The sequence below is a fragment of the Flavobacterium sp. NLM genome (assembly GCF_002210235.1).
Classification (GTDB): domain Bacteria; phylum Bacteroidota; class Bacteroidia; order Flavobacteriales; family Flavobacteriaceae; genus Flavobacterium; species Flavobacterium panici.
Window position 1 is genome coordinate 246047 of sequence record NZ_LIAC01000002.1, and the last position, 22035, is coordinate 268081.

Consider the following 22035-nt stretch of genomic DNA (forward strand, 5'->3'; position numbering starts at 1 on the left):
ATGTTTAAAAAATTTATACAAAGACCTGTACTCTCGACAGTAATATCTGTTATTATTGTCATTTTAGGTGTTTTGGGCCTAATTGAGTTACCTATTTCTCAGTATCCGGATATTGCGCCGCCTACGGTAAACGTATCGGCAAGTTATACGGGTGCCAATGCAGATGTGGTATTAAAAAGTATTGTAATTCCGCTTGAAGAGCAAATTAATGGTGTAGAAAACATGACGTACATGACTTCTACAGCAACAAATGATGGAAATGCTTCGATCAAAATTTTCTTTAAAGTAGGAACAAATCCTGATTTAGCAGCGGTAAACGTTCAAAACAGGGTTTCAAGAGCAACAAGTTTACTACCAGTAGAGGTAACTCAGGCTGGGGTTACGGTAACCAAGAGCCAGAGTAGTAACTTATTAATTTTCTCTTTATACAGTGAAGATAAAGCTTACGATCAGACATTCCTTCAAAATTATGCGAAGATCAACCTTGTACCGCAAATTCAGCGTGTAGTTGGAGTAGGAGATGTAACTGTTTTTGGTGCCAAAGATTATTCGATGAGAATCTGGCTGAAACCAGACGTAATGCAGCAATACAAACTGATTCCTAGTGATATTTCGGCTGCTTTGGCAGAACAGAATATCGAAGCCGCACCAGGTAAATTTGGTGAAAACGGAAATCAGGCTTTTCAATATGTAATTAAATATAAAGGACGTTTAACAAGTGCTCAGGAATTTGAGGATATTGTTATAAAATCAGTCGGAAACGGACAAATGCTTCGCCTTAAAGATGTGGCTAAAGTTGAGTTAGGCTCTTTAAGTTATGCTTCAACGATTAAAACAAACGGTGTAGAATCTGCAGCGATGGCGATCAGCCAGACTCCGGGATCGAACGCACGTGACGTAATCAACAATTCTAAAAAATTGATTGAAGAAGCAGCGAAGAGTTTTCCAAAAGGAGTAAAATATACCATTCTGGTTGACGTTAACGAAAACTTAGATGCTTCTATTGAAAAAGTAATTCATACTTTGATCGAAGCTTTTATATTGGTTTTTATTGTAGTATTTATTTTTCTTCAGGATTTTAGATCCACTTTAATTCCAGCAATTGCAGTTCCGGTTGCGATTGTAGGAACATTTTTCTTCCTGAGTTTATTCGGATTTACGATTAACTTATTGACGCTTTTTGCAATGGTACTTGCCATTGGTATTGTGGTCGATGATGCGATTGTGGTCGTCGAGGCAGTGCATGCCAAATTAGATCATGGTTATAAATCGGCTAAGAAAGCTACGATTGATGCGATGAGCGAAATTTCGGGAGCCATTATTTCGATTACATTGGTAATGGCTGCGGTATTTATTCCGGTAACTTTTATCAATGGATCAACAGGGGTTTTCTACAAACAATTTGGTATCACGCTGGCTGTTGCGATTATTCTTTCGGCAGTAAACGCTTTGACTTTAAGCCCGGCTTTGTGTGCTTTGCTTTTAAAACCACACGCAGACGATCATAAACATAAAAGTTATTTACAAAGATTTTATACGTCGTTTAACGTTGCATTTGAAAATGTAACCGAAAGATACAAGCGTTCGGTAAGTTTCCTTTCCGTTAAAAAATGGATTGTATTAGCCGCTATTGTGATTGCTGGTGCCAGTTTATTTTATATGATGAAAACTACGCCGTCTGCTTTCGTTCCTGCGGAAGATCAGGGAACTGTTTTTGCCAATATTAGTTTACCACCTTCGGCTTCGATGGAACGTTCTGATGTAATTGCTAAGAAAGTAGACAGTATAGCGAAAACTATTCCGGGAGTAAAAAACACGCTTCGTATTGTGGGGCAGAACTTTACGGCTGGAGCGGGAAGTGCTTACAGTATGGTTATTGTAAAATTATATCCTTGGGATCAGCGTGAGTTGAGTGTTAATGATGTTATCGGACAGCTTTTTGCTAAAACAAGCGGTATTCGTGAAGCTAATATTTTCTTTATTTCACCGCCAACAATTCAAGGTTTTGGACAAAGTGGTGGATTCGAATTCCAGCTTCAGGATAAAGGCGGACACACAACTGCTGAATTCTTTAAAGTGAATACGGAGTTCTTAGAAAAATTATCAAAACGTCCCGAAATACAATACGCAACAACGCCGTTTAATCCTGGTTTCCCTCAATATATGATGGATATTAATTTGGCAAAAGCCAAAGATGCAGGAGTTTCGATAAATTCAATTTTATCAACAATGCAGGGATATTATGGCGGATTGTATGCTTCGAACTTTAATAAATTCGGAAAACAATACCGTGTAATGATTCAGGCTTCACCGGAATTCCGTACCAATACCGAAGGACTGAACAAAATCTTTATTAGAAACAGTGCCGGAAACATGGCGCCAATTACAGAATTTGTAAAAATGACCAGAGTTTTTGGGCCGGAATCTATTTCAAGATTTAACCTTTTCTCTTCAATTGCTATTACGGGAGCACCAAATCCTGGATTTAGTTCCGGTGATGCGATCAAAGCAATTCAGGAAGTGGCAGCAGAAGATCTTCCGGCGGGTTATGGATATGAATTTTCAGGATTAACACGTGAGGAATTAGCCTCTGGAAGTGAAACGATTTTCATCTTTATTTTGTGTTTGGTTTTCGTTTATTTCTTACTGAGTGCGCAATACGAAAGTTATATTTTACCATTTGCGGTATTATTCTCGATTCCGTTTGGATTAGCGGGAGCGTATTTATTCTCGATTATTTTTAAACTGAACAGTAACATTTACCTGCAGATTTCCTTAATCATGTTAATTGGACTTTTGGCCAAGAACGGTATTTTGATTGTCGAATTTGCCTTGGACAGAAGACGAAAAGGTCTGCCAATTGTACAAGCCGCAATTGAAGGAGCCGTGGCGCGTTTACGACCAATTTTGATGACTTCGTTCGCCTTTATTTTAGGATTAGTTCCGTTGATGTTTGCTACCGGAGCAGGAGCTGTGGGGAACAAATCGATTGGTACAGGAGCTGTAGGAGGGATGTTAATTGGAACCATTTTAGGAGTATTTGTTATTCCGGTTTTGTTTATCATTTTCCAGACTTTACAAGAAAGAGTGAGCGGCCCTGCAAAAGATGGTTATGATGATGAAGACGATGACGAGGAAATTCAGTTAATAGAAGCTCACAAAGAGTAAAATTAAATTAAAACAGAGATGACTAATAGTTCAAATAAATATATTCTTATGGTAATTGCAGCCGCGCTTTTAAGTGCGTGCTCGATTACCAAAAAGTACGAACGCCCAACAACACTCTCGACAGATAAACTGTATCGTGATGAGGCTTCCGCCGATTCGACTACGATTGCAGATATGCCGTGGCAGAGCGTTTTTAAAGATGAAAAACTGAATGCATTAATTCAAAAAGGATTAGACAATAACCTTAATTTGAAAAATGCAATTGAGAATATCATACAAGCACAAGCTTCACTTCGTCAAAGTAAATTAGCGTATTATCCAACTTTACAATTGGATGCCAATGCAACACACACGAAACAATCTGAAGCAGGGCTAAACTTTCCGGCGGGAATTAATATCAATACCTTGACAACGACTTATAAATTAGGTTTGAGTACGTCTTGGGAAGCTGATATCTGGGGAAAATTAAGCAGTTCTAAAAGAGCGGCTTTAGCAGCTTATTTAGCTACAGATGCGGCGAAACAAGCGGTTCAGACGCAATTGATTTCAGATATTGCGAACAATTATTTTAGATTGCTGGCTTATGATAAATCGTTAAAAATCACACAGGAAACATTAGAAAGCCGTATTAAAAATGTGGCAACTATTAAAGATTTAAAAGAAGGCGCAATTGTAACAGGTGCGGCGGTTGTACAAAGTGAAGCTAATCAGTATGCGGCAGAAGTTTTGATTCCGGATTTGAAACAAAGTATTCGTGAAACCGAAAATGCTTTGAATATCTTATTAGGACAAGCTCCGGGACCAATTGACAGAGGTGAATTAGGAACGCAGGTTATTCCCGAAAATATTGCAATTGGTGTGCCTTCGCAGTTATTACAAAACCGACCAGATGTTCGTCAGGCTGAGTTTAATTTCAGAGTTGCTTTTGAATCTACAAATTTGGCTAAAACCTATTTCTATCCAAGTTTAACGCTTACAGCAAGCGGTGGATTTTCGAATTTAGAGTTAAAAGATTTCTTTAGTAATTCTATTTTTTATTCGATTATTGGAGGATTAACACAGCCTATTTTTAATCAGGGAAAAAACAAATTGAGATTAACAACTGCGCAGTCGCAGCAATTACAAGCTTACAATAACTTTCAGCAGAGTCTTTTAACGGCTGGTCAGGAAGTTTCGAATGCTTTGTATTCGTATCAAATGGCCGTTGAAAAAGAAGATTCAAGACAAAAACAAATTGAAGCTTTAGTAAAAGCAGTCGATTTTACGCAGCAGCTTTTAGAATACAGCTCTGCAACTAACTATACAGATGTATTAACTTCTGAACAAAATCTTTTAGCGGCGCAATTAAGCGGAATCAACGATAATTTACAAAAATTGCAAGCCGTTGTGAACTTATACAGAGCTTTGGGCGGAGGCTGGAAATAAAATTGTTTCAATTTGAATATTACGTTCGTCGTCAAAATTCGAACCTTGGTCTAAAAGATAATTTAGTGTAAAAAAAAGATTATATTTTTGATTGGTTAAAAATATTAGTATATCCGCCATTAAATTAAATTGAAACATGACTAAAACGCCTCAGAAATGGGGCGTTTTAAATTTAATATATATCGGTTGAAAAGTACTCTTCGTCGATTGATTTAATGTTTTTGTATAATGGATATTGTAAATGTAGATTTTGGCACTACTTTAGATTAATATCTACTAAAATTAATATTAAAAACTCAAAATCATGAAAAAATTAGTATTCGCCTCAGTATTATTTATGAGTGTATTTTTTGCCCATGCGCAGGTATCAGTCAATGTTAATATTGGAACACCTCCAAGCTGGGGACCAGAAGGGTACGATAACGACAGGTATTATTATTTGCCTGACATCGATGTGTATTATGATGTAAACCAAAGTGTATTTATTTACGACAACAGCGGAAATTGGACTCGTGCTAAAAGGCTTCCTTCAAGATACAGACAATATGATTTGTATTCAGGTTATAAAGTAGTTTTGACCAATTATAGAGGAGACGCTCCGTATACGTATCATACCAAACACAGAGCTAATTATCCAAAAGGTTATCACGGAAAACCTCAAAAAAACAGAGGCCCAAAACCTGAAAAGTACAACAAACCTAAAGGTGAGCACAAACACGATAATAAAAACAACAATAAATCTAAAAAAGATTCAAAAAAAGACCACGATCATTCCCACAATGATCATCATTAATTAAATAAACATGACAAAAAACGCCTCAGTAATGAGGCGTTTTTTTATAAATAAAATTGATGTAAGATTTATTTTCATCATTCACAATTCACAATTAACCATTCGCAATTAACCATTCACAATTTGATTGAGATTTTTTACTTTATGTCCATACAAACCAAACGATAAAATAATCACAAAACAAACCAGAGGAATTATATATCCAGACTGAATATCATCGTGTTTCATATCAATTAAAGTTCCCATTGCGTATGGAAGAATCGCTCCGCCTACAATTGACATTACCAGCCATGAAGAACCAGTTTCAGTATTTGATTTTAAACCAACCAATCCTAAAGAGAAAATAGTTGGAAACATAATTGACATAAAAAATCCGATGCCGCCAAGTGCATAAATAACTACAATTCCGGTTCCGTAAATGGCTAATAAACAAAGTACAATACTGGCACCACAGTAAATCGAAAGTAAGATATAATCTTTTACAAACTTCAGGAAGAAAGTACCAATAAAACGCCCTGCCATAAACAAGAAACCATAAACACCAAGATAATATCCGGCTGTTTTTTCGTCTAAATGTGCACCTTGCTGTGCAATTCTAATAAAGAAACTCGTAATACAAACCTGTGCGCCAACGTAAAAGAACTGCGCTACAACTGCCCAGCTTAAATGACGAAATTTTAAAACAGAGAAAAATCCCGGTTTAATTTCAGCTTCAGTATGTTGTGGTTTCATTGAAGGCAAATGCATGAAATAGAATATAATCGCAACTAAAACCAATACACTTCCTAAAATAATATAAGGCATTTTTACCGCAGCCGCTTCGCCTAATAAATACGTTGCTTTTTCAGCTTCCGGCATCGCTGCCATTTGTGCCGGAGTATGATTTTTTCCTGATAAGATAAATAACGAACCCACAATTGGAGCCACCATAGCTGCTAATCCGTTGAAAGAAGCCGCTAAATTCAATCTTTTAGAAGAAGATTCAGCAGGGCCTAAAATCGCAGCATAAGGATTGGCACTTGTTTCTAAAATCGTTAATCCGCAGCCAATTAGAAATAAGGCGAATAAAAACAATTCATAAGTTCTTGAATTTGCAGCAGGCACAAATAAAAAGGCTCCTGCAGCGAAAACCAGTAATCCGGTAATGATGCTGTTTTTATACCCAAATCGTTTAATGAGCATTCCCGCAGGAATCGCCATTATAAAATAAGCAAAAAACACCGAAGTATCAATCAATGTCGATTGGCGGTTGTTTAATTCACACGCCTTTTTTAAATGCGGAATTAAAATAGAATCCAGATTATGTGCCATTCCCCAAAGGAAAAATAAGCTGGTAATTAAAATAAATGGCAGAAGATAGTTTGTTTTTCCGCCTTCGGTCGGCACTTCGTGAAGATCGCCTGTTTGGTTTGTTACTTGCATTTGTTAGATAGTTTTTTTAAAGGTTCAAAGTGACAGAGTGACAAAGGTTCAAAGGTTTTTCTGTAGAGACGCACTGCAGTGCGTCTATTCTAAAGGTACTGAAAGGAGAAAAAACCTCTGTCCCTTTGGCACTTTGAACCTTTGTACCTCAAAAAGGATTATTTCTTTTTAACCAAAAGAAGGTGGTCGCATACCAAAACCACTTCACCTCTTTGGTTGATGATTTCGACATGTTCTGTTACGGTTCCCATTTCTGGATTTTTTGCTTCGCCTTTTTCAGAAATTGTGATTTCAGAATGGATTGTATCGCCAATATGAACTGGTTTTACAAAACGCATTTTGTCGTATCCTCTTGAAAAAGCTTCAGGATTTATTTCTGATGCCGTTAATCCGATTCCGATGGCAAAAACCATAGTTCCGTGTGCAATACGCTGTCCGAATGGCTGTGTTTTGCACCATTCCTCATCCATATGATGCGGGAAAAAATCTCCCGTATGTCCGGCATGAACCACAAAATCGGTTTCTGTAATAGTCCTTCCTAATGTAACTCTTTTATCTTCAAGTTGATAATCTTCGAAAAAGGTTGATTTGAAATACATAGTTTTTTGTTTTTTGAACCATATAAGTAATGTAAGGTCATTTAAGCAGTGCGTTGATTTTAAGAGTGCTTATTTTAGGTCATAAAAGCTATGCGCAAAATGATTTAAATGAACTTACATTACTTGTATGGTTTTAAATTTTTATTTCTACTTTTTACACAAAGTGATTAAATGAACTTATATCACTTATATGGTTTAAAATTTTATAGTTCAGTGAGGTAAATACCGCCGTTTGTGTTACTGATATAGCAAGCTTCAACGACTTTCATGGTGTCTAAAACGTCCTGAACGCTTGCTAATAATTTAGAATCTGAGCCTTCTTTAAAACGCATTAGATTCGACATTGTCCCTATGAAAGCTTCTGGAAACCAGGAACCTTCAAGATTGATTTTTTTCCATTCGTATTGACCGTTTTCGTCTTGAATTGCATATTCAAAAATGTCAGGAAGTCCGTCGGGATAATTCATTAATAAACCCATTTTGGCTTTAATGGCGCCTTTTGTGCCTTCCCATTTAATGTAGCTTTCTTCATGATTTGGACCAAAATGATGATCATGATTGGTATTAATCACCACATGTTTGTCTTCGCCATAATCTAAAATAATTGTAGAACGGCTCGATGATAATTTTTTAAGAGGATGTTTCGCTGTTTTCGCCATCACACTTTTCGGATTTCCCAGAAACGAGCGAATGCAATCGATATAGTGAACACTGTGAAAAAGAATTTCCAATCTAGGATGTTCCTTAATCAGTGGAAACAATTCCCACGGCGTATTTACCGTTACTTTAAATTCAAAATCGTATAAATCGCCAAGCAAACCTTCGTTAATTAAATATCTTGCAGCGCTCACAAAAGGCGAAAAACGGAGCTGAAAATTGATGGCAGCCACAAGGTTTTTTCTTTCGCAGACTGCTACTATTTCTCTGGCCTGAGCCAAATCATTTCCCATAGGTTTCTGAATCAAAACGGCGGCACCATCAGGCAATTGCTCCAATATTTCAATATATTGATCCGGCAAAACGGTAATATCGTAAACCGCATTTGACGGTGCATTTTTAACCGCATCGGCAACATTTTCAAAAACGTGCTGAATCTCAAATTCTTTGGCTAAATCGTGTGCTTTTGCAATCGTTCTGTTCGTAATGCCAAAAACCGTAAAACCAGCCATTTTGTAAGCGGGCAAGTGCGCATCTTTTACGATTCCACTTGCACCGATAATGATAATGGGCTGTTTGGTTTCAGGCAGTAAAGGTTTATATGGAATATTCATTTTGTAGTATATTTATGTTCAGTTAGCGGCGCAAACTTTGTCAAAGTTTAAAACTTTGACAAAGTTGACCAGCCTAATCAATTCGTTAGTTTTTCAATATTTTCCTGTGTTTCTTCTAAAAGTATTTTCGACGAAATATCCGTTTCAATTGCTTTTAAAACCATTTGATCTATCAATTCTGCTACTTTTGGCCAGATTGGAGTTTGCGGTAAAGTCAAAGCATTTTCATGCAGCATTTCCAGTTTATGATAATACGGAATCGTTTTGTTGATTTCGATATCACTCCAGGTTGATTTTCTGCATCCAATTCCGCCTTCGATTGTCAATAATTTATCGCTTTCTGCTGTTGTTGCAAATCGTAAAAAATCATACGCAAGTGCTTTATTTTTACTTCCAATGCCAATTGTATAAAGCCAATATACATTTAATGAAGCCGTTTTGTGATTTTCATCATGCGGTAATTCGGTAATATCCACTTTGCCTTTTACTTTCGATTCTTCAATTACTTCACACATCGAGGCAAATCCAAACCAATTAATTGCCATTGCAGCTTGTCCTTCGGCGAAAGCCATTCCTGCTTCAACAGAACCAAAATTCTTAGAACCCGGATGAACCGCATTTGTGTTGTTAACGATTTTTCTATAATAATCTAAAGCTGTAGCTGCTTGATCATGATTGATGTTTATTTTGTTCTGATCATTTAAAAGAGATCCCCCGCGCGTCCATAACTGCAGGCAGAAATCGAAAACCATATTATGACCGTCAGGATAATTGGCAAAAACACAGCCGAATAAGTTACTTTCCGGCCGATTAAAAAATGCGGCAATTTGGGTGAATTGCTCCCAAGTTTTTGGAGGGAACAATTCGTAACCAAATTGTTTCTTGAAGTTTTCTTTTTCGGATAAATCTTCAAATAAATCTTTTCTATAAATTAGACATTCCGGGCCGTCGTGAAACGGAAGTCCGTAAGTTCCGCCATTAATCTGCTGCAGGTTTAATAGCGATTGATGCCAGCCTTCAGGATAAACCTGCGGCGGGTTTTGATTGATAAAAGAAGTTAAATCCAGAACCGCTCTTTCATTTGCGGCATCAAAAATCCAATCGGTATTTAAGTGTGCTATATCCCATTTTCCGTTTTTTAAACCTTTATTGACGATGGTTTCTTCATAAAGATCGTGCAGTTCCAGCGGAACCATTTCAACCTCAATCTCAATATTGTTTTTCAGGCAAAATGCGTCCCACAGCTTTTGCAGCGTACTTTCAAAAGGAGAAAATTTTCTAACAGCGATTCTGAATTTGTCCATACTTATGCTATAAATTCTTTTATAATTCGCTCGTTATCTTGTCCTAATTTTGGAGAACCTTTATCAGATGTAAAATATTGACCATCAATTTTTATAGGACATCTTGTAGTTTTATACGTATAGCCGTCGAGCATTTCAACTTGTTGCGTAAATTCCAAAACTTTAAAACCATCTTCTTTGAAGAGCTGTTCGTAGTTTAAAACTCCCGCACACCAAATGTCAGCAGGTTCTAAAATATCCAGCCAAAACTGTGTTTCCTGTGTCAATAGGTGAGAAGCCAGGATATTTTTTATTTCGTCTCTTAGCGTAAATTTATTCTCTGGAAATTGTAATAATTCATCACATTTCAACAGTGAAGCTAAAACCGGAATCGATCCCATTGCCAAAGCCAGATAACCATTTTTAGTTTGATAAATTCCGTATGGCGCGCCTAAATAAGCGTGAGCATTATTAGTTTTAGTTCTAACGGGTAATTCTCCGCCATCATTAAAGAAAGTAGTAATCGTTTCAAACTGAAAATCAAAAGCAGATTCAAGCATACTTACCTGAACCGTTCCGCCTATATTTTGTGTTGCTTTTCGATATAAAGCCGCTAAAATTCCTTGTGCTAAATGTGCGCCCGCAAGCATATCTACAATCGATAATCCCATTGGTACCGGGCCGTCTTCCTGATTACCGCTCAGCCAGGTTAAAGCCGTTAAAGATTGTAGTAACAAATCTTGTCCTGGTAAATCTTTAAGTTCTGGATGATTCCCGAAACCAGAAATCGAAGCGTAAACTACCGTTGGATTTATCGCTTTTACATCATCATAACTTAAACCAATGCGTTCCATAACGCCCGGTCTGAAATTATGCATGACAACATCGGCTTTAGCCAGTAATTTTTTTAATTTTTGAAGTTCTTCCGGCTGTTTAAAATCAATGGCAAACGATTCTTTATTTCTGTTTATGGTATGAAAAACAGACGATTCGCCGTTCATGATTAAGTCAGAAGTATATAAGGTTCTGCAAATATCGCCAGTTCCCGGTTTTTCAATTTTTATAACGCGTGCGCCCAAATCGGCCAAGCGAAGACTCGCCGACGGACCCGATAGAAACTGACTAAAATCTACTATTAAATAATCTTCTAAAGGTTTCATTCTACTCGTTTAAAAATTGCTCGTGTATTATTAAATTATCTTCGCCCACTTTAGGCGCTGCTTTTGTGCTGCTTAAAATTTTGCCATCAAGCTGAATCGGACTTCGGGTTGTAACCAAAGTTTTGCCGTCTGAATTTTTTACGGTTTGTTTTAATTGTAATTCTTTCACAAAAGGCTGTTGATCCAAAATTTCGTAATTCAAAACTTTTCCTGCCCAAATACCTTGTTTTTGAAGTAATCCTAACCAATAATCTGCTTTTTGTTCGGCTAGTTTATCAGCTAAAATGATTCTGATTTCGTCTCTTTTTTTAAACCAAAGAGGTTTATCAGCATATTTTTTTAAATCAACTCCAAGCGTATTTCCTATGAAAAGTAAATCGCCCATTGCCAGCGAAATATAATCGTCTTCTGTTTTGTAAACTCCGTAAGGCGCACTTAAAAAAGCATGTGCACTTCCTTTAACATCACCTCGTTCAGGCTGTTGTCCGCCATCGTTTAAGAAAGAAGTAATGGCTTCAAACTGAACATCTAAAATAGATTCGAGTAAACTCACTTCAACCAAAACACCTTTTCCGGTTTTGGCTCTTTTTAATAAAGCAGCTAAAATTCCCTGTACAAAATGATTCCCGCACATTAAATCGGCGACAGCCAGACCAAACGGAACGGGACCCTGACTTTTTCGGCCGCTAAGCCAGCTTAAACCCGAGAGTGATTGCAAAAGCAAATCTTGTCCCGGTTTTTTTGCCCAAGGGCCTTTATCGCCGTAACCTGTTATAGTTCCGTATATTATCTTCGGATTTATGGTAAGCGTTGTAGTATAATCTAAACCGATTTTTTCCATCACGCCCGGTCTGAAATTATGCGTCATAATATCGGCCTTTTCGATTAGTTTTTTGATTAAAACCAAATCGTCTGGATTTTTTAAATCGGCTGCAAAAGATTCTTTATTTCTATTAATTGTATGGAACAAAAGACTGCTGTCGTCAACAAAAAGATCTTTAATGCTTAATTGTCGGCACGCTTCGCCTTTTACAGGACGTTCAATTTTAATAACTCTTGCGCCTAAATCGGCTAACTTTAATCCGGCAGAAGGACCCGCCAAAAACTGGCAGAACTCTAATACAATTAATCCTTCTAATGGTTTCATGAATTTTGCAATTTTAAGGATTTAGTATAAAGTCCATTTAATGCATCTAAAACCAGTTCTTCATCTCCGCCGTTTATTAAATAATCACGAACTACATCGCCGGCATGATCCTGAAAATACATATGTCCGGAATATCTTGGTCGTAGAAAAGCTCTTTCTAAAGCTGGTAAAGTATTTTTGAAATAATTGTTTGTTATTGAATTGATTCGGTCATTTTTCCAGGCTTGCAAATGTCCCGGCTGACCTCCGTTATCGGCAAAAATATTCTGCTGAACTTGTGATGAACCTGTAAATTCAGCATAACGAATTGCTTCGGGAATATGTTTGCTGAAAGATGAAACCGCTAATCCTGTTCCGCCCAGAGAACTAATCATAGGTGCATTATTCAGCTTAATCAAATCATAAAAATGAAGCAGATTTTTGCTGTATCCTGCTCTTGAATAATTAGAATATCCGTAAGCAAAAGGGCAGTAGGCAATTTCATCTGAATTTACCATGGCCTCGTAAACCTGAATTGGATTTCGGTTAAAATTTGCCGGATCAATTAATTGTGCCAATTCTCGAAACATCTGTAAAGCTTTTTTTCCTGTTTCTACAGAAATAACTTTTTCTTCAGACTGAAACGGAGCTTCGCTTAAACTGCAGCAAAACATATAAAAACTCATTAAAACATCAACCGGGATTCCGGCAAATGCGACTAATCCTTTTTTGGCTAAAGCCAATAATTCATTGTATGTCTGAGGCACTTCAAGTCCCTTTTTTTCTAAAATATCCAAACGTGCAGCAGCAACCGGAGTCGCGGCATCAATTGGCAAAGCCCATAATTTATTACTGAAAACATAACTTCCGTATGATTTACCTACGGTATTTATTTCCTGATCTTTAATATAATCGGCAGGCAGATAATCTGAGAGTGGGAGGATAGCATTTGTATGTGCTCCAAAACCAGTCCATGGATGATCGATAACCAACAAATCAAATCGTTTTGCTAAATCTTCGATCGAAGCATCTGCAAATTCTTGTAAACTTCTTTTCTCCCAGGTAATTTCGATATCCGGATTTAACTCGGTAAAGCGTTGTGCCGTTGCAACCATCGGTAATAAACCTCTTGTATGGTTCCACGTTATGCCTTTTAATACTGCCATTTTTCTTGAATTATGTATTTAGAAAATAATAAATGTAAAAAATACAATTACAAAATTAGGAATTAGATTGAATTGAGCAAGAAAATGTAACTTTTTACATTGATTTTTTTATCAAAAGTTTTGAACAAGGCATATTTTTTTACAAAGCAAATAAAAAATGTTATAATTTATTAAAGAATGATCATTTTATTATATTAGTAGAAAAATAAAATGCAAAATTATATTTAATCGATTACATTTGTAATTGTGTATTTTACATTTATTAAATTAACCACATTATTGGTTCCATTAATTGAGATTCTTAAATATTAAATTATAGTAAAATGTTTTCATTACAAAGTAAAAAAGCAGTCATAACAGGAGGCGGAAGCGGAATAGGAAGAGCAATTGCAGTCTTGTTTGCCAAACAGGGAGCAGAAGTTCATATTATTGATTTATCTATTGAAAGTGCGCAGGATGCTGTTGACGAAATTAAAAATGCAGGAGGAAATGTGTTTTCGTATTCGTGTAATGTTTCCAGTCAGGCTGATGTTAAAGCGACTTTTGAAAAAATAGGAAACATTAATATCTTAATCAACAATGCCGGAATCGCTAATATTGGTAAAGTTGACACGACTTCTGAAGCTGATTTTGATCGTGTAATGGACGTAAATGTAAAAGGAGTTTACAACTGTTTGTTTGCCGCGATTCCACAATTTAGGCTTTCAGGTGGTGGTGTGATTTTAAACATGGCGTCAATTGCGGCGTGGGTTGGAATCTCTGACCGATTTGCTTATTCAACTGCAAAAGGAGCTGTAATGGCAATGACTTTATCTGTAGCAAGAGATTATTTAAATGAAAATATCAGATGTAATTCTATTTCTCCGGCAAGGGTTCACACGCCTTTTGTTGATGGATTCATCTCTAAAAATTACGCAGGAAAAGAAGAAGAAATGTTCGAAAAATTGTCTAAATCACAGCCAATAGGCCGTATGGGAAAACCAGACGAAATTGCTGCTTTGGCTTTATACTTATGCAGCGAAGAAGCCGGATTCATCACCGGATGCGATTACCCAATCGACGGAGGATTTATTAAATTAAACAATTAGATACTGAGATTCTAAGATGTTAAAACTCTAAGAAAAAGCTCAGTATCTTAGAATCTCAGCATCTTAGCAACTTTTAAAAAATAACCTAAAAATAAGAATACAATGAAATTAATACGTTTTGGAGAAATCGGAAAAGAAAAACCAGGAGTTTTAATTAATGAAAAAAGATATGATGTTTCTTCTATCGTTTCAGACTTTAACGAAAGCTTTTTTGAAGATAATGGTTTAGAAATATTACAAAAAGCATTAGAAAGCAATCCTTCTTTACCAGAAGTTGATGCCAGTGTACGTTTGGGATCTCCGGTTGCAAGACCTTCAAAAATAATCTGTATTGGATTAAATTATGTGGATCACTGTAAAGAAACTGGTGCTCCAATTCCAACAGAGCCAATCATCTTTTTTAAATCAACGACTTCTTTATGCGGTCCGGATGATGATGTAATTATTCCGAAAAACAGCGTAAAAACCGACTGGGAAGTGGAGTTAGCATTTGTTGTAGGCAAAAAAGCCAGTTATGTTGAAGAAGCTGAAGCTCTAGATTACGTTGCTGGTTATGCTTTATTGAATGATTACAGCGAAAGAGAATTTCAAATCGAGCGCGGCGGACAATGGGCAAAAGGAAAAGGATGCGATACATTTGCGCCTCTTGGACCATTTTTGGCGACGAAAGATGAAGTAAAAGATGTTGATAATTTATCGATGTGGCTGAGTGTAAACGGTAAAAAATACCAAGACAGCAACACGTTGAATTTGGTTTTCAAAATCCCTTATTTACTGCATTATTTAAGTCAGTTTATGACTTTGCTTCCGGGCGATATCATTAGTACAGGAACACCACCGGGAGTTGGTTTGGGTATTAAACCAGATCCAATTTATTTAAAAGCGGGCGATGTTGTAGAACTTGGAATTGAAGGTTTGGGTACAAGCAAGCAGACTGCAGTTGCATATAAAAAGTAATTATTAACTCGTTGAGTATAATTTTTTTTAACAGATAGAGACATAGATATTCTATGCTCAAAAAAAGGCGTTTCACTTGCAATAACAAACATAGCTATGTGTAAATGATATATCATTTATTTTCGTCTTCTTATTAAAAAAGTAAAAACCTATGTTTCTTTGTGTTAAATAAAATTTCACGAATTGTGTTCTACGAGTATTTTAAAAAAATCAAAGATGAAATTTATTGTATGCGAAAAGCCGCAGGAATTTAAATTAAAAGAAAAAGAAATTCCCGAACCAAAAGACGGTGAAGTTCTCTTAAAAATAAAAATAATCGGAATTTGCGGGACTGATATTCACGCTTTTGGCGGAACGCAGCCGTATTTTGAATATCCCAGAATTTTGGGACACGAACTGGCAGCAGAATATGTAAAAGGAAATGCAGCAGGTTTTAAACCGGGCGATAAAGTAACTTTTATTCCGTATTTCAACTGCGGAAATTGTGTTGCGTGCCGAAATGGATTAACAAACTGCTGTGTAAATATTAAGGTTTTTGGAGTTCATATTGACGGCGGAATGGCCGAATATGTTTCTATTCCGGAGCAGTATTTACTTCACGGTCAAGGATTAGATTATGATGAACTGGCATTGGTTGAACCATTGGCAATTGCAGCGCACGGAGTACGAAGAGCGGCTGTTAAGTCAACAGATACTGTTTTGGTAATGGGAGCAGGGCCAATTGGAATTGGATTGATTCAGTTTGCTAAAATTGCGGGAGCAAGAGTGATCGTAATGGATATCAACGATTACCGATTAAACTTCTGTAAAACCGAATTGAATGCTGATGAAACTATTAATCCGTTAAATAATGATGTGGCCGCTAAATTAGCTGAATTGACAAATGGTGATATGGCGAATGTAGTGATCGATGCGACTGGAAATCAGAAAGTAATGAACAGCGCTTTCAATTATATTTCGCATGGTGGAAGATTTGTTTTAGTCGGCCTTCAAAAAGGCGAATTGAGTTTCAGTCATCCTGATTTTCATAAAAGAGAATCTACTTTGATGAGCAGTAGAAATGCGACTATTGAAGATTTTGAATATGTAATGAAATGTTTGAAAGAAGGTAAAATAGATCCTAAAAAATACATTACGCACAGAACGAGTTTCTCAGAAATGATTACGGATTTCGGACAATTAATTGACCCGAAAAATAATGTAATCAAGGCGTTAATTGAGATAGAATAAGATTATAGTTAAAAATTTTACGCCACAGTTTGTCATTCCGAGGAACGAGGAATCTCCACGAGAAACTCTACAAAGATTGGCGAATTTCTATGAGGAGCTTCTTGTGAAGATCCTTCCTTCGTCAGGATGACAAAACTGAGAAAAATATAGCTATTGCTAAACCTTTAAATAACCACAAAAATGGATTTAAATTTAAAAAATAAAATTGTTGTCGTTTCCGGTTCGGCTGGAAAGGAAGGCAGTATTGGAGAAACAATTATTAACCGAATTGCAGACGAAGGTGCTATTCCGGTTTTAGTTGACAGAAATGCAAGAGGTTTCGCTTACGCTGAAGCTTTCCAAAAAAGAGGAATAGATTCGTTATTTGTTCAGACTGATGTTACTGATCCTGTTGAAATCGAAAATGCTGTAAAAACAATCGTAGCAAAATACGGAAGAATCGATGCTGTTATCAACAATGTTGGTGTAAATGACGGTGCAGGATTAGATGCTTCTTATGAGGAATTTATGGATTCTTTGAAACTGAATGTCGTGAGTTACTTTTTGTTAGTTAAATACGCGCTTCCATACTTAAAAGAATCAAAAGGAAATATCCTGAATATTGGTTCAAAAGTAGCTTTAACAGGGCAGGGTGGAACTTCGGGTTATGCTGCTGCGAAAGGAGGAGTTTTAGGACTTACAAGAGAATGGGCCGTAGATTTGATTCAATTCGGAATCCGTTCGAATGCGATTATTATTGCAGAAAGTTATACTCCGGCGTACGAAGACTGGATTAAAACATTGGCAGATGGAGAAACCGTTTTAAAGAAAATCAATAAAAGTATTCCGTTTGAAGGCAGAATGACCAAAACAGAAGAAATTGCAGATACGGCGCTTTTCATTATTTCTGATCGTTCATCACACACAACAGGACAATTTGTTTTTGTTGATGGTGGTTACGTGCATTTAGATCGTGCTTTAATCAACGATGTTAACTAATTCAGGATGAATAACCGAATCGATTCTCATCAGCATTTTTGGAAATTTGATCCCGTTAGGGACAGCTGGATCGATGAAAGTATGTCGAAAATCCAAAGAGATTTCCTGCCGGATGATTTATTGCCTTTACTTACAGAAAATAAGTTTTCGGGTTGTGTAGCAGTTCAGGCAAGTCAGTCTGAAGAGGAAACCAATTTCCTTGTGGATCTGGCTTCAAAAAATGATTTTATAAAAGGAATCGTAGGCTGGGTTGATCTTCGTGCAGATAATATATCAGAACGTTTACTTCATTTTTCTTCGAATAAAACCATTAAAGGATTCCGACACGTTGTACAAGGTGAGGCCGATGATTTTATGTTTAGAGAAGATTTTCGCAACGGAATTTCGGCTTTAAAAGAGTTTGATTTTACGTATGATATTCTGATTTTTCATCGTCAGTTACCGGCTGCGATAAGTTTGGTAAAAGATTTCCCAGACCAAAAGTTCGTAATAGATCATATTGCAAAACCAGATATAAAATCAGGAAGCATTGATTCATGGAAAAGCGGCATCGAAGAAATCGCAAAATACGACAATGTATGGTGTAAAGTCTCCGGAATGGTCACAGAAGCCGATTGGAAAAACTGGAAACCAGAAGATTTAAAACCGTATTTAGATATAATTTTTGAAAATTTCTCAACAGATAAATTGATGTATGGTTCAGATTGGCCAGTTTTAAATGTAGCTTCTGATTATAAAGAGGTTGTAAAAACTTTAGAAGATTATATTTCGAAATTTTCTATCGAAGATCAAAATAAGATTTGGTTTGAAAATGCGGTTGCTTTTTATAATCTCTAAGAGATTTTTTGCCACAGATTAAAATGATTTTCACAGATTTTTTTTCTTTGTCAAAGTTCAAAACTTTGACAAAGATTTTCACTCATAAACTTGTCAAATATAGCCCGTGGTTTCAACCACGTGGACGTAATATTGTCACGCTTCGTATTGTGTTCCCGTGTTTGAAACCACGGGCTATGTTTGAAGATAGGGGGGCTAGTTTGTCATTTCGACCGAAGGGAGAAATCGCACTCGAAATTCCGCAATCTGTATCGCCAATCTTTGTAGATTATTACAGTGAGATTGCTTCGTTCCTCGCAATGACATCCATAATTCTTCAAAACATCATTTCCAGAATCCCATTTCTTCTGCCAAGCCTCATATTTCTTCAAAACCTTTTCCGGTTTATCTGTATACCACGCATAACCGCTTCTGCGCTCTCGGCTTACTTCTGCCAACGAATACAAAAACTGACTGTCTCTATCGCAGAATAAAGGTTTATGAGTTCCTAATTCATAATATCTCGTCCAGATTTGCGGTGCTGTAGAATCGGTTACAATGCGTACATCATTGGTGATTTTTTTATATTTAGATTCCATTTCCGGAGCTTTAAAACTTTCAACTCTGGTATTGTATATTTTAGAATCCTGAAACCATTTTACAGCACTTTGCACCGAGTTGATTATCTTTTCATTCGGATTCTCGATTGCCATTAAAAATAGCACTACATCAACACTTTCGGCGTTACAGATACTTGGCGGTTCAAACTTTCGCGCCCATGCAGGCAAAAGCGTAATTTCATCATGCTGCTGACACCAGGCCGTTAGTTTTCCATCGTCTTTAATCTGCATTTTTAAAATACAGTCAATTCCTTTTTCGTACGAAGCCGTTACTTTTTTTCGAGTTTTAGCATCGATAAATTCAAAATCAGGATCGTTGTTTACGATGTTTTTTAAAAGATTTATAATACCCATATAAGCGCCATCATTAAAGGTAATATGTCGGCTGTACCCTTTTTCTAAAGGAAAATATTGAGGCCATCCACCGTTATTGTATTGCGCTTCCAAAATAAAATCAATTCCTTTTAATGCACCGTCTTTGTATTTTTCCTCTTTAGTCAAAGTATAAACCTGAGCCAGATAATTGATGTGCGTATAAGTTGTTTCATTGTCAAAAGTAGTATGCAGAATCGGTTTGGTTTTAATAACCGTATCGATTTGCTTTGGAGTCAGAATCGCTTTCATATCGTAATTCTTCGGCCATCCGCCATTATTACGTTGAAAAAGCAAAATATTATCAGCGATTTTAGCATAATCCGTTTCAGCATATTGCGGCTGATTTGGAACCGGATTTACAATATTGGTCGCATCTTTAATGTGATACCAATGATTGGTTCCATCTGTAAAAGGTTTTGTACTGATTTCTGATTTTTCCTCTTTGTTAGTTTGTGCATTCGAATGTAGAAACGAAAAAGCACACAGACTTAAAACAACTGCTTTTGAATTATTAATAAAATTCATTTTTGAAATTGGGATTAAAATTTTACAGCTCCTTTTGGAACATCATTTCCAAGCGTCGTTGTTTTTGAAAAATCTAAATTTTTAGAAGAAACCAATTCGATATTAGCGTTTCCTTCACCATTGATATTTACAGCTTTAGAAGATGTAGAATTGAATTCAATATCTTTTAAAGACATATTTTTTACATTGTAAACTTCAAATACATTGCTGTTTTCTATATCTAGTTTCGCATTGTTGATTTCGATTCCATTTGCATCAATAATTGAAAATCCTTTTTCTGCCGTAACCGTTAAGTTTGAGATTTCGATATTCTCTAAATTCATTTCGGGAAGACCTTGTAAAAACACCGCTTGCTGTGCGCCTTTAATCGTAATATTTTTGATTGAAATGTTTTTAAATTGAGGCGTTTCTTCGTTTACCGGAATTGCTTTTGTGCTAACTGTATTTCCACCTTCGGCTAAAGTTTCAGCAATGGATTTTCCTCCATAATACAAATCGAACGAAATCGCCTGAGACGGAATATCAGTCATAAAAATATCTGATATATAAATATTCTCAACGATTCCGCCGCGTCCGCGAGTACTTTTAAAACGTAAACCCACATCAGTTCCCATAAAAGTACAGTTTGAAACATGCAGGTTTTTTACACCGCCAGACATTTCACTTCCAACCGTTACACCACCGTGTCCGTGATATACAATGTTGTTTCTTATGATAATATTTTCGCACGGAATACCTCTTTCACGCCCGTCTTTATCTTTTCCGGATTTAATGCAAATAGCATCATCACCAACATCAAAACTTGAATTTTCGATTAAAACATTTTTGCAGGATTCAACATCCAGTCCGTCGCCATTTTGGGAATACCAAGGATTACGAACCGTTACATTGCGCACAATTAATTCATCAACCATTAATGGATGAATATTCCACGCTGGAGAATTTTGAAAAACAGGTCCATCAAATAAAACTCTTTTACTGTTTTGAATACTTACTAAAACCGGACGAAGAAAATCGTGAATAGCTTCAAAATCTTCTTTAGTTTTTAAGTCAGGGCGAACATTTTGATCTGCACCTTTCGAACCTTTCAAATATTGTTCTGACGGATACCAACTGTCTTTCTTTTCATTTAAAACTCCGCCAGAAGCGACAAATTTCTTCCATTGCTCATCTGTCAATTTACTTTTTTTAACTTGTCGCCAAGCTTCACCAGAACCGTCCCAAACCCCATTTCCTGTAAAGGCAACATTCTCTAAGTTTTTGCCATAAATAGGTGAGATACAACGCCAAGTATTCAAACCTTCAAAACTGGTTTCAATAATGGGATATAAACTTTTATCTGTAGAAAATTTGATCAAAGCCCCTTTTTGCGCATGTAATTCAATATTGCTTTTTAGGATTATTGGCCCTGTAAGCCAGATTCCCGGAGGAATTATAACTTTCCCTCCGCCTTTTTTAGAAACAGCCTCAATAGCATCGGCGAAAGCCTTAGTATTTAAAACGTAACCGCCATTAACGGCACCAAAATCTTTTATGTTTACGCTTCTTGTGGGGATTTTTGGCTCATTAATTTTTACCATTTTAAATTCAATGTTTTTGTAAACATTTAGTTTTTGAGCAAAACCTGTTGTAGATATACTCATTATTAAAATGGTTATAACGGTGCAAACAAGGTTAATTCGGTTAGTTTTCATTCTTATTATATTGTGGTTATTATTTTCTTCGGAATGTTAAGTAAGTCTTTTATGTGTTAATTTTTTATTCAATGAATAAAAAAACTGTTTTATAAATTATAATCTATAAATGTAATCGATTACACAAATCTATTAAAAAAATATTATGAAACGACAATTTTGATAAGTTTATCATAGATTTTTTGAGAATTTAACTTTTTTCGAATGCGAAACGAAAGAATATTTAAAAGTCAATTTTCCATATTTAATCTGTAAAACTGAATGTTCATTAAATTACAGGAGGGTACAGGATGCATAGTTGTTTATGTTCGATTAAATTGTGCCGTATATTTAATTTAA

17 protein-coding genes are annotated in these 22035 nt (G+C 36.2%); 8 read left to right on the forward strand and 9 right to left on the reverse strand.

Annotation, left to right across the window (positions count from 1 at the left end):
* The 3 genes from APR43_RS03160 (at window position 1) to APR43_RS03170 (ending at window position 5386) form a co-directional block, all read left to right on the forward strand.
* The gene (locus APR43_RS03160) at window positions 1-3168 is read left to right on the forward strand and encodes an efflux RND transporter permease subunit (RefSeq protein WP_053471904.1); all 3168 of its coding nucleotides are present in this window, start codon (window positions 1-3) and stop codon (window positions 3166-3168) included.
* An 18-nt stretch (window positions 3169-3186) separates the two neighbouring features.
* On the forward strand, window positions 3187-4593 hold the full coding sequence (locus tag APR43_RS03165; protein WP_053471903.1) for an efflux transporter outer membrane subunit: 1407 nt from the start codon (window positions 3187-3189) through the stop codon (window positions 4591-4593).
* Window positions 4594-4897: 304 nt separating this feature from the next.
* Entirely contained in the window at window positions 4898-5386 is a 489-nt protein-coding gene (locus APR43_RS03170) for a hypothetical protein (protein WP_053471902.1), read from the forward strand.
* Between the two features lie 108 nt (window positions 5387-5494).
* Here APR43_RS03170 and fucP read toward each other — a convergent pair whose 3' ends face one another.
* The 7 genes from fucP to APR43_RS03205 form a co-directional block, all read right to left on the reverse strand.
* Complete coding sequence (gene fucP / locus APR43_RS03175) at window positions 5495-6808, reverse strand: L-fucose:H+ symporter permease (protein WP_053471901.1); 1314 nt, start codon at window positions 6806-6808, stop codon at window positions 5495-5497.
* A 158-nt stretch (window positions 6809-6966) separates the two neighbouring features.
* Window positions 6967-7407: a MaoC/PaaZ C-terminal domain-containing protein gene (locus APR43_RS03180; RefSeq protein ID WP_012026101.1), complete on the reverse strand. Its 441-nt coding sequence runs from the start codon at window positions 7405-7407 to the stop codon at window positions 6967-6969.
* 203 nt (window positions 7408-7610) lie between these two features.
* Complete coding sequence (locus APR43_RS03185; RefSeq protein WP_053471900.1) at window positions 7611-8678, reverse strand: Gfo/Idh/MocA family protein; 1068 nt, start codon at window positions 8676-8678, stop codon at window positions 7611-7613.
* 77 nt (window positions 8679-8755) lie between these two features.
* Window positions 8756-9982 (reverse strand): extracellular solute-binding protein, encoded by a 1227-nt coding sequence (locus APR43_RS03190; RefSeq protein WP_053471899.1) that lies wholly within the window; start codon window positions 9980-9982, stop codon window positions 8756-8758.
* A 2-nt stretch (window positions 9983-9984) separates the two neighbouring features.
* Window positions 9985-11121 (reverse strand): CaiB/BaiF CoA transferase family protein, encoded by a 1137-nt coding sequence (locus APR43_RS03195; protein ID WP_053471898.1) that lies wholly within the window; start codon window positions 11119-11121, stop codon window positions 9985-9987.
* A 1-nt stretch (window position 11122) separates the two neighbouring features.
* Window positions 11123-12268 (reverse strand): CaiB/BaiF CoA transferase family protein, encoded by a 1146-nt coding sequence (locus APR43_RS03200; protein ID WP_053471897.1) that lies wholly within the window; start codon window positions 12266-12268, stop codon window positions 11123-11125.
* On the reverse strand, window positions 12265-13413 hold the full coding sequence (locus tag APR43_RS03205) for an ABC transporter substrate-binding protein (protein ID WP_053471896.1): 1149 nt from the start codon (window positions 13411-13413) through the stop codon (window positions 12265-12267). The genes APR43_RS03200 and APR43_RS03205 overlap by 4 nt, the downstream gene beginning before the upstream one ends.
* A 323-nt stretch (window positions 13414-13736) precedes the next feature.
* Here APR43_RS03205 and APR43_RS03210 point away from each other — a divergent pair, with 323 nt between their 5' ends.
* The 5 genes from APR43_RS03210 (at window position 13737) to APR43_RS03230 (ending at window position 18503) form a co-directional block, all read left to right on the forward strand.
* Window positions 13737-14501 (forward strand): SDR family NAD(P)-dependent oxidoreductase, encoded by a 765-nt coding sequence (locus tag APR43_RS03210; RefSeq protein WP_053471895.1) that lies wholly within the window; start codon window positions 13737-13739, stop codon window positions 14499-14501.
* A 102-nt stretch (window positions 14502-14603) separates the two neighbouring features.
* Window positions 14604-15458, forward strand: coding sequence for a fumarylacetoacetate hydrolase family protein (locus APR43_RS03215; protein ID WP_053471894.1), 855 nt, complete (start codon window positions 14604-14606; stop codon window positions 15456-15458).
* A 216-nt stretch (window positions 15459-15674) separates the two neighbouring features.
* A complete protein-coding gene (locus APR43_RS03220) occupies window positions 15675-16688 on the forward strand; it encodes a zinc-binding alcohol dehydrogenase family protein (protein WP_053471893.1) in 1014 nt (337 codons plus the stop codon).
* A 180-nt stretch (window positions 16689-16868) separates the two neighbouring features.
* Window positions 16869-17666, forward strand: coding sequence for an SDR family oxidoreductase (locus tag APR43_RS03225; RefSeq protein WP_012026092.1), 798 nt, complete (start codon window positions 16869-16871; stop codon window positions 17664-17666).
* A 6-nt stretch (window positions 17667-17672) separates the two neighbouring features.
* The gene (locus tag APR43_RS03230; protein ID WP_053471892.1) at window positions 17673-18503 is read left to right on the forward strand and encodes an amidohydrolase family protein; all 831 of its coding nucleotides are present in this window, start codon (window positions 17673-17675) and stop codon (window positions 18501-18503) included.
* Window positions 18504-18706: 203 nt separating this feature from the next.
* Here APR43_RS03230 and pelA read toward each other — a convergent pair whose 3' ends face one another.
* Both pelA and APR43_RS03240 read right to left on the reverse strand, forming a co-directional pair.
* The gene (pelA, locus tag APR43_RS03235) at window positions 18707-20002 is read right to left on the reverse strand and encodes a pectate lyase (protein ID WP_240514916.1); all 1296 of its coding nucleotides are present in this window, start codon (window positions 20000-20002) and stop codon (window positions 18707-18709) included.
* A 14-nt stretch (window positions 20003-20016) separates the two neighbouring features.
* Entirely contained in the window at window positions 20017-21696 is a 1680-nt protein-coding gene (locus APR43_RS03240; protein WP_053471891.1) for a glycoside hydrolase family 28 protein, read from the reverse strand.
* Window positions 21697-22035: the final 339 nt, after the last annotated feature.

Coding starts and splice junctions, on each gene's coding strand:
- APR43_RS03200 (WP_053471897.1), bottom strand. CDS start 12,268: ATGAAACCATTAGAAGGATTAATTGTATTAGAGTTCTGCCAGTTTTTG.
- APR43_RS03185 (WP_053471900.1), bottom strand. CDS start 8,678: ATGAATATTCCATATAAACCTTTACTGCCTGAAACCAAACAGCCCATT.
- APR43_RS03165 (WP_053471903.1), top strand. CDS start 3,187: ATGACTAATAGTTCAAATAAATATATTCTTATGGTAATTGCAGCCGCG.
- APR43_RS03205 (WP_053471896.1), bottom strand. CDS start 13,413: ATGGCAGTATTAAAAGGCATAACGTGGAACCATACAAGAGGTTTATTA.
- APR43_RS03225 (WP_012026092.1), top strand. CDS start 16,869: ATGGATTTAAATTTAAAAAATAAAATTGTTGTCGTTTCCGGTTCGGCT.
- APR43_RS03230 (WP_053471892.1), top strand. CDS start 17,673: ATGAATAACCGAATCGATTCTCATCAGCATTTTTGGAAATTTGATCCC.
- APR43_RS03210 (WP_053471895.1), top strand. CDS start 13,737: ATGTTTTCATTACAAAGTAAAAAAGCAGTCATAACAGGAGGCGGAAGC.
- APR43_RS03240 (WP_053471891.1), bottom strand. CDS start 21,696: ATGAAAACTAACCGAATTAACCTTGTTTGCACCGTTATAACCATTTTA.
- APR43_RS03180 (WP_012026101.1), bottom strand. CDS start 7,407: ATGTATTTCAAATCAACCTTTTTCGAAGATTATCAACTTGAAGATAAA.
- APR43_RS03190 (WP_053471899.1), bottom strand. CDS start 9,982: ATGGACAAATTCAGAATCGCTGTTAGAAAATTTTCTCCTTTTGAAAGT.
- fucP (WP_053471901.1), bottom strand. CDS start 6,808: ATGCAAGTAACAAACCAAACAGGCGATCTTCACGAAGTGCCGACCGAA.
- APR43_RS03160 (WP_053471904.1), top strand. CDS start 1: ATGTTTAAAAAATTTATACAAAGACCTGTACTCTCGACAGTAATATCT.
- APR43_RS03195 (WP_053471898.1), bottom strand. CDS start 11,121: ATGAAACCTTTAGAAGATTATTTAATAGTAGATTTTAGTCAGTTTCTA.
- APR43_RS03215 (WP_053471894.1), top strand. CDS start 14,604: ATGAAATTAATACGTTTTGGAGAAATCGGAAAAGAAAAACCAGGAGTT.
- APR43_RS03220 (WP_053471893.1), top strand. CDS start 15,675: ATGAAATTTATTGTATGCGAAAAGCCGCAGGAATTTAAATTAAAAGAA.
- pelA (WP_240514916.1), bottom strand. CDS start 20,002: ATGAATTTTATTAATAATTCAAAAGCAGTTGTTTTAAGTCTGTGTGCT.
- APR43_RS03170 (WP_053471902.1), top strand. CDS start 4,898: ATGAAAAAATTAGTATTCGCCTCAGTATTATTTATGAGTGTATTTTTT.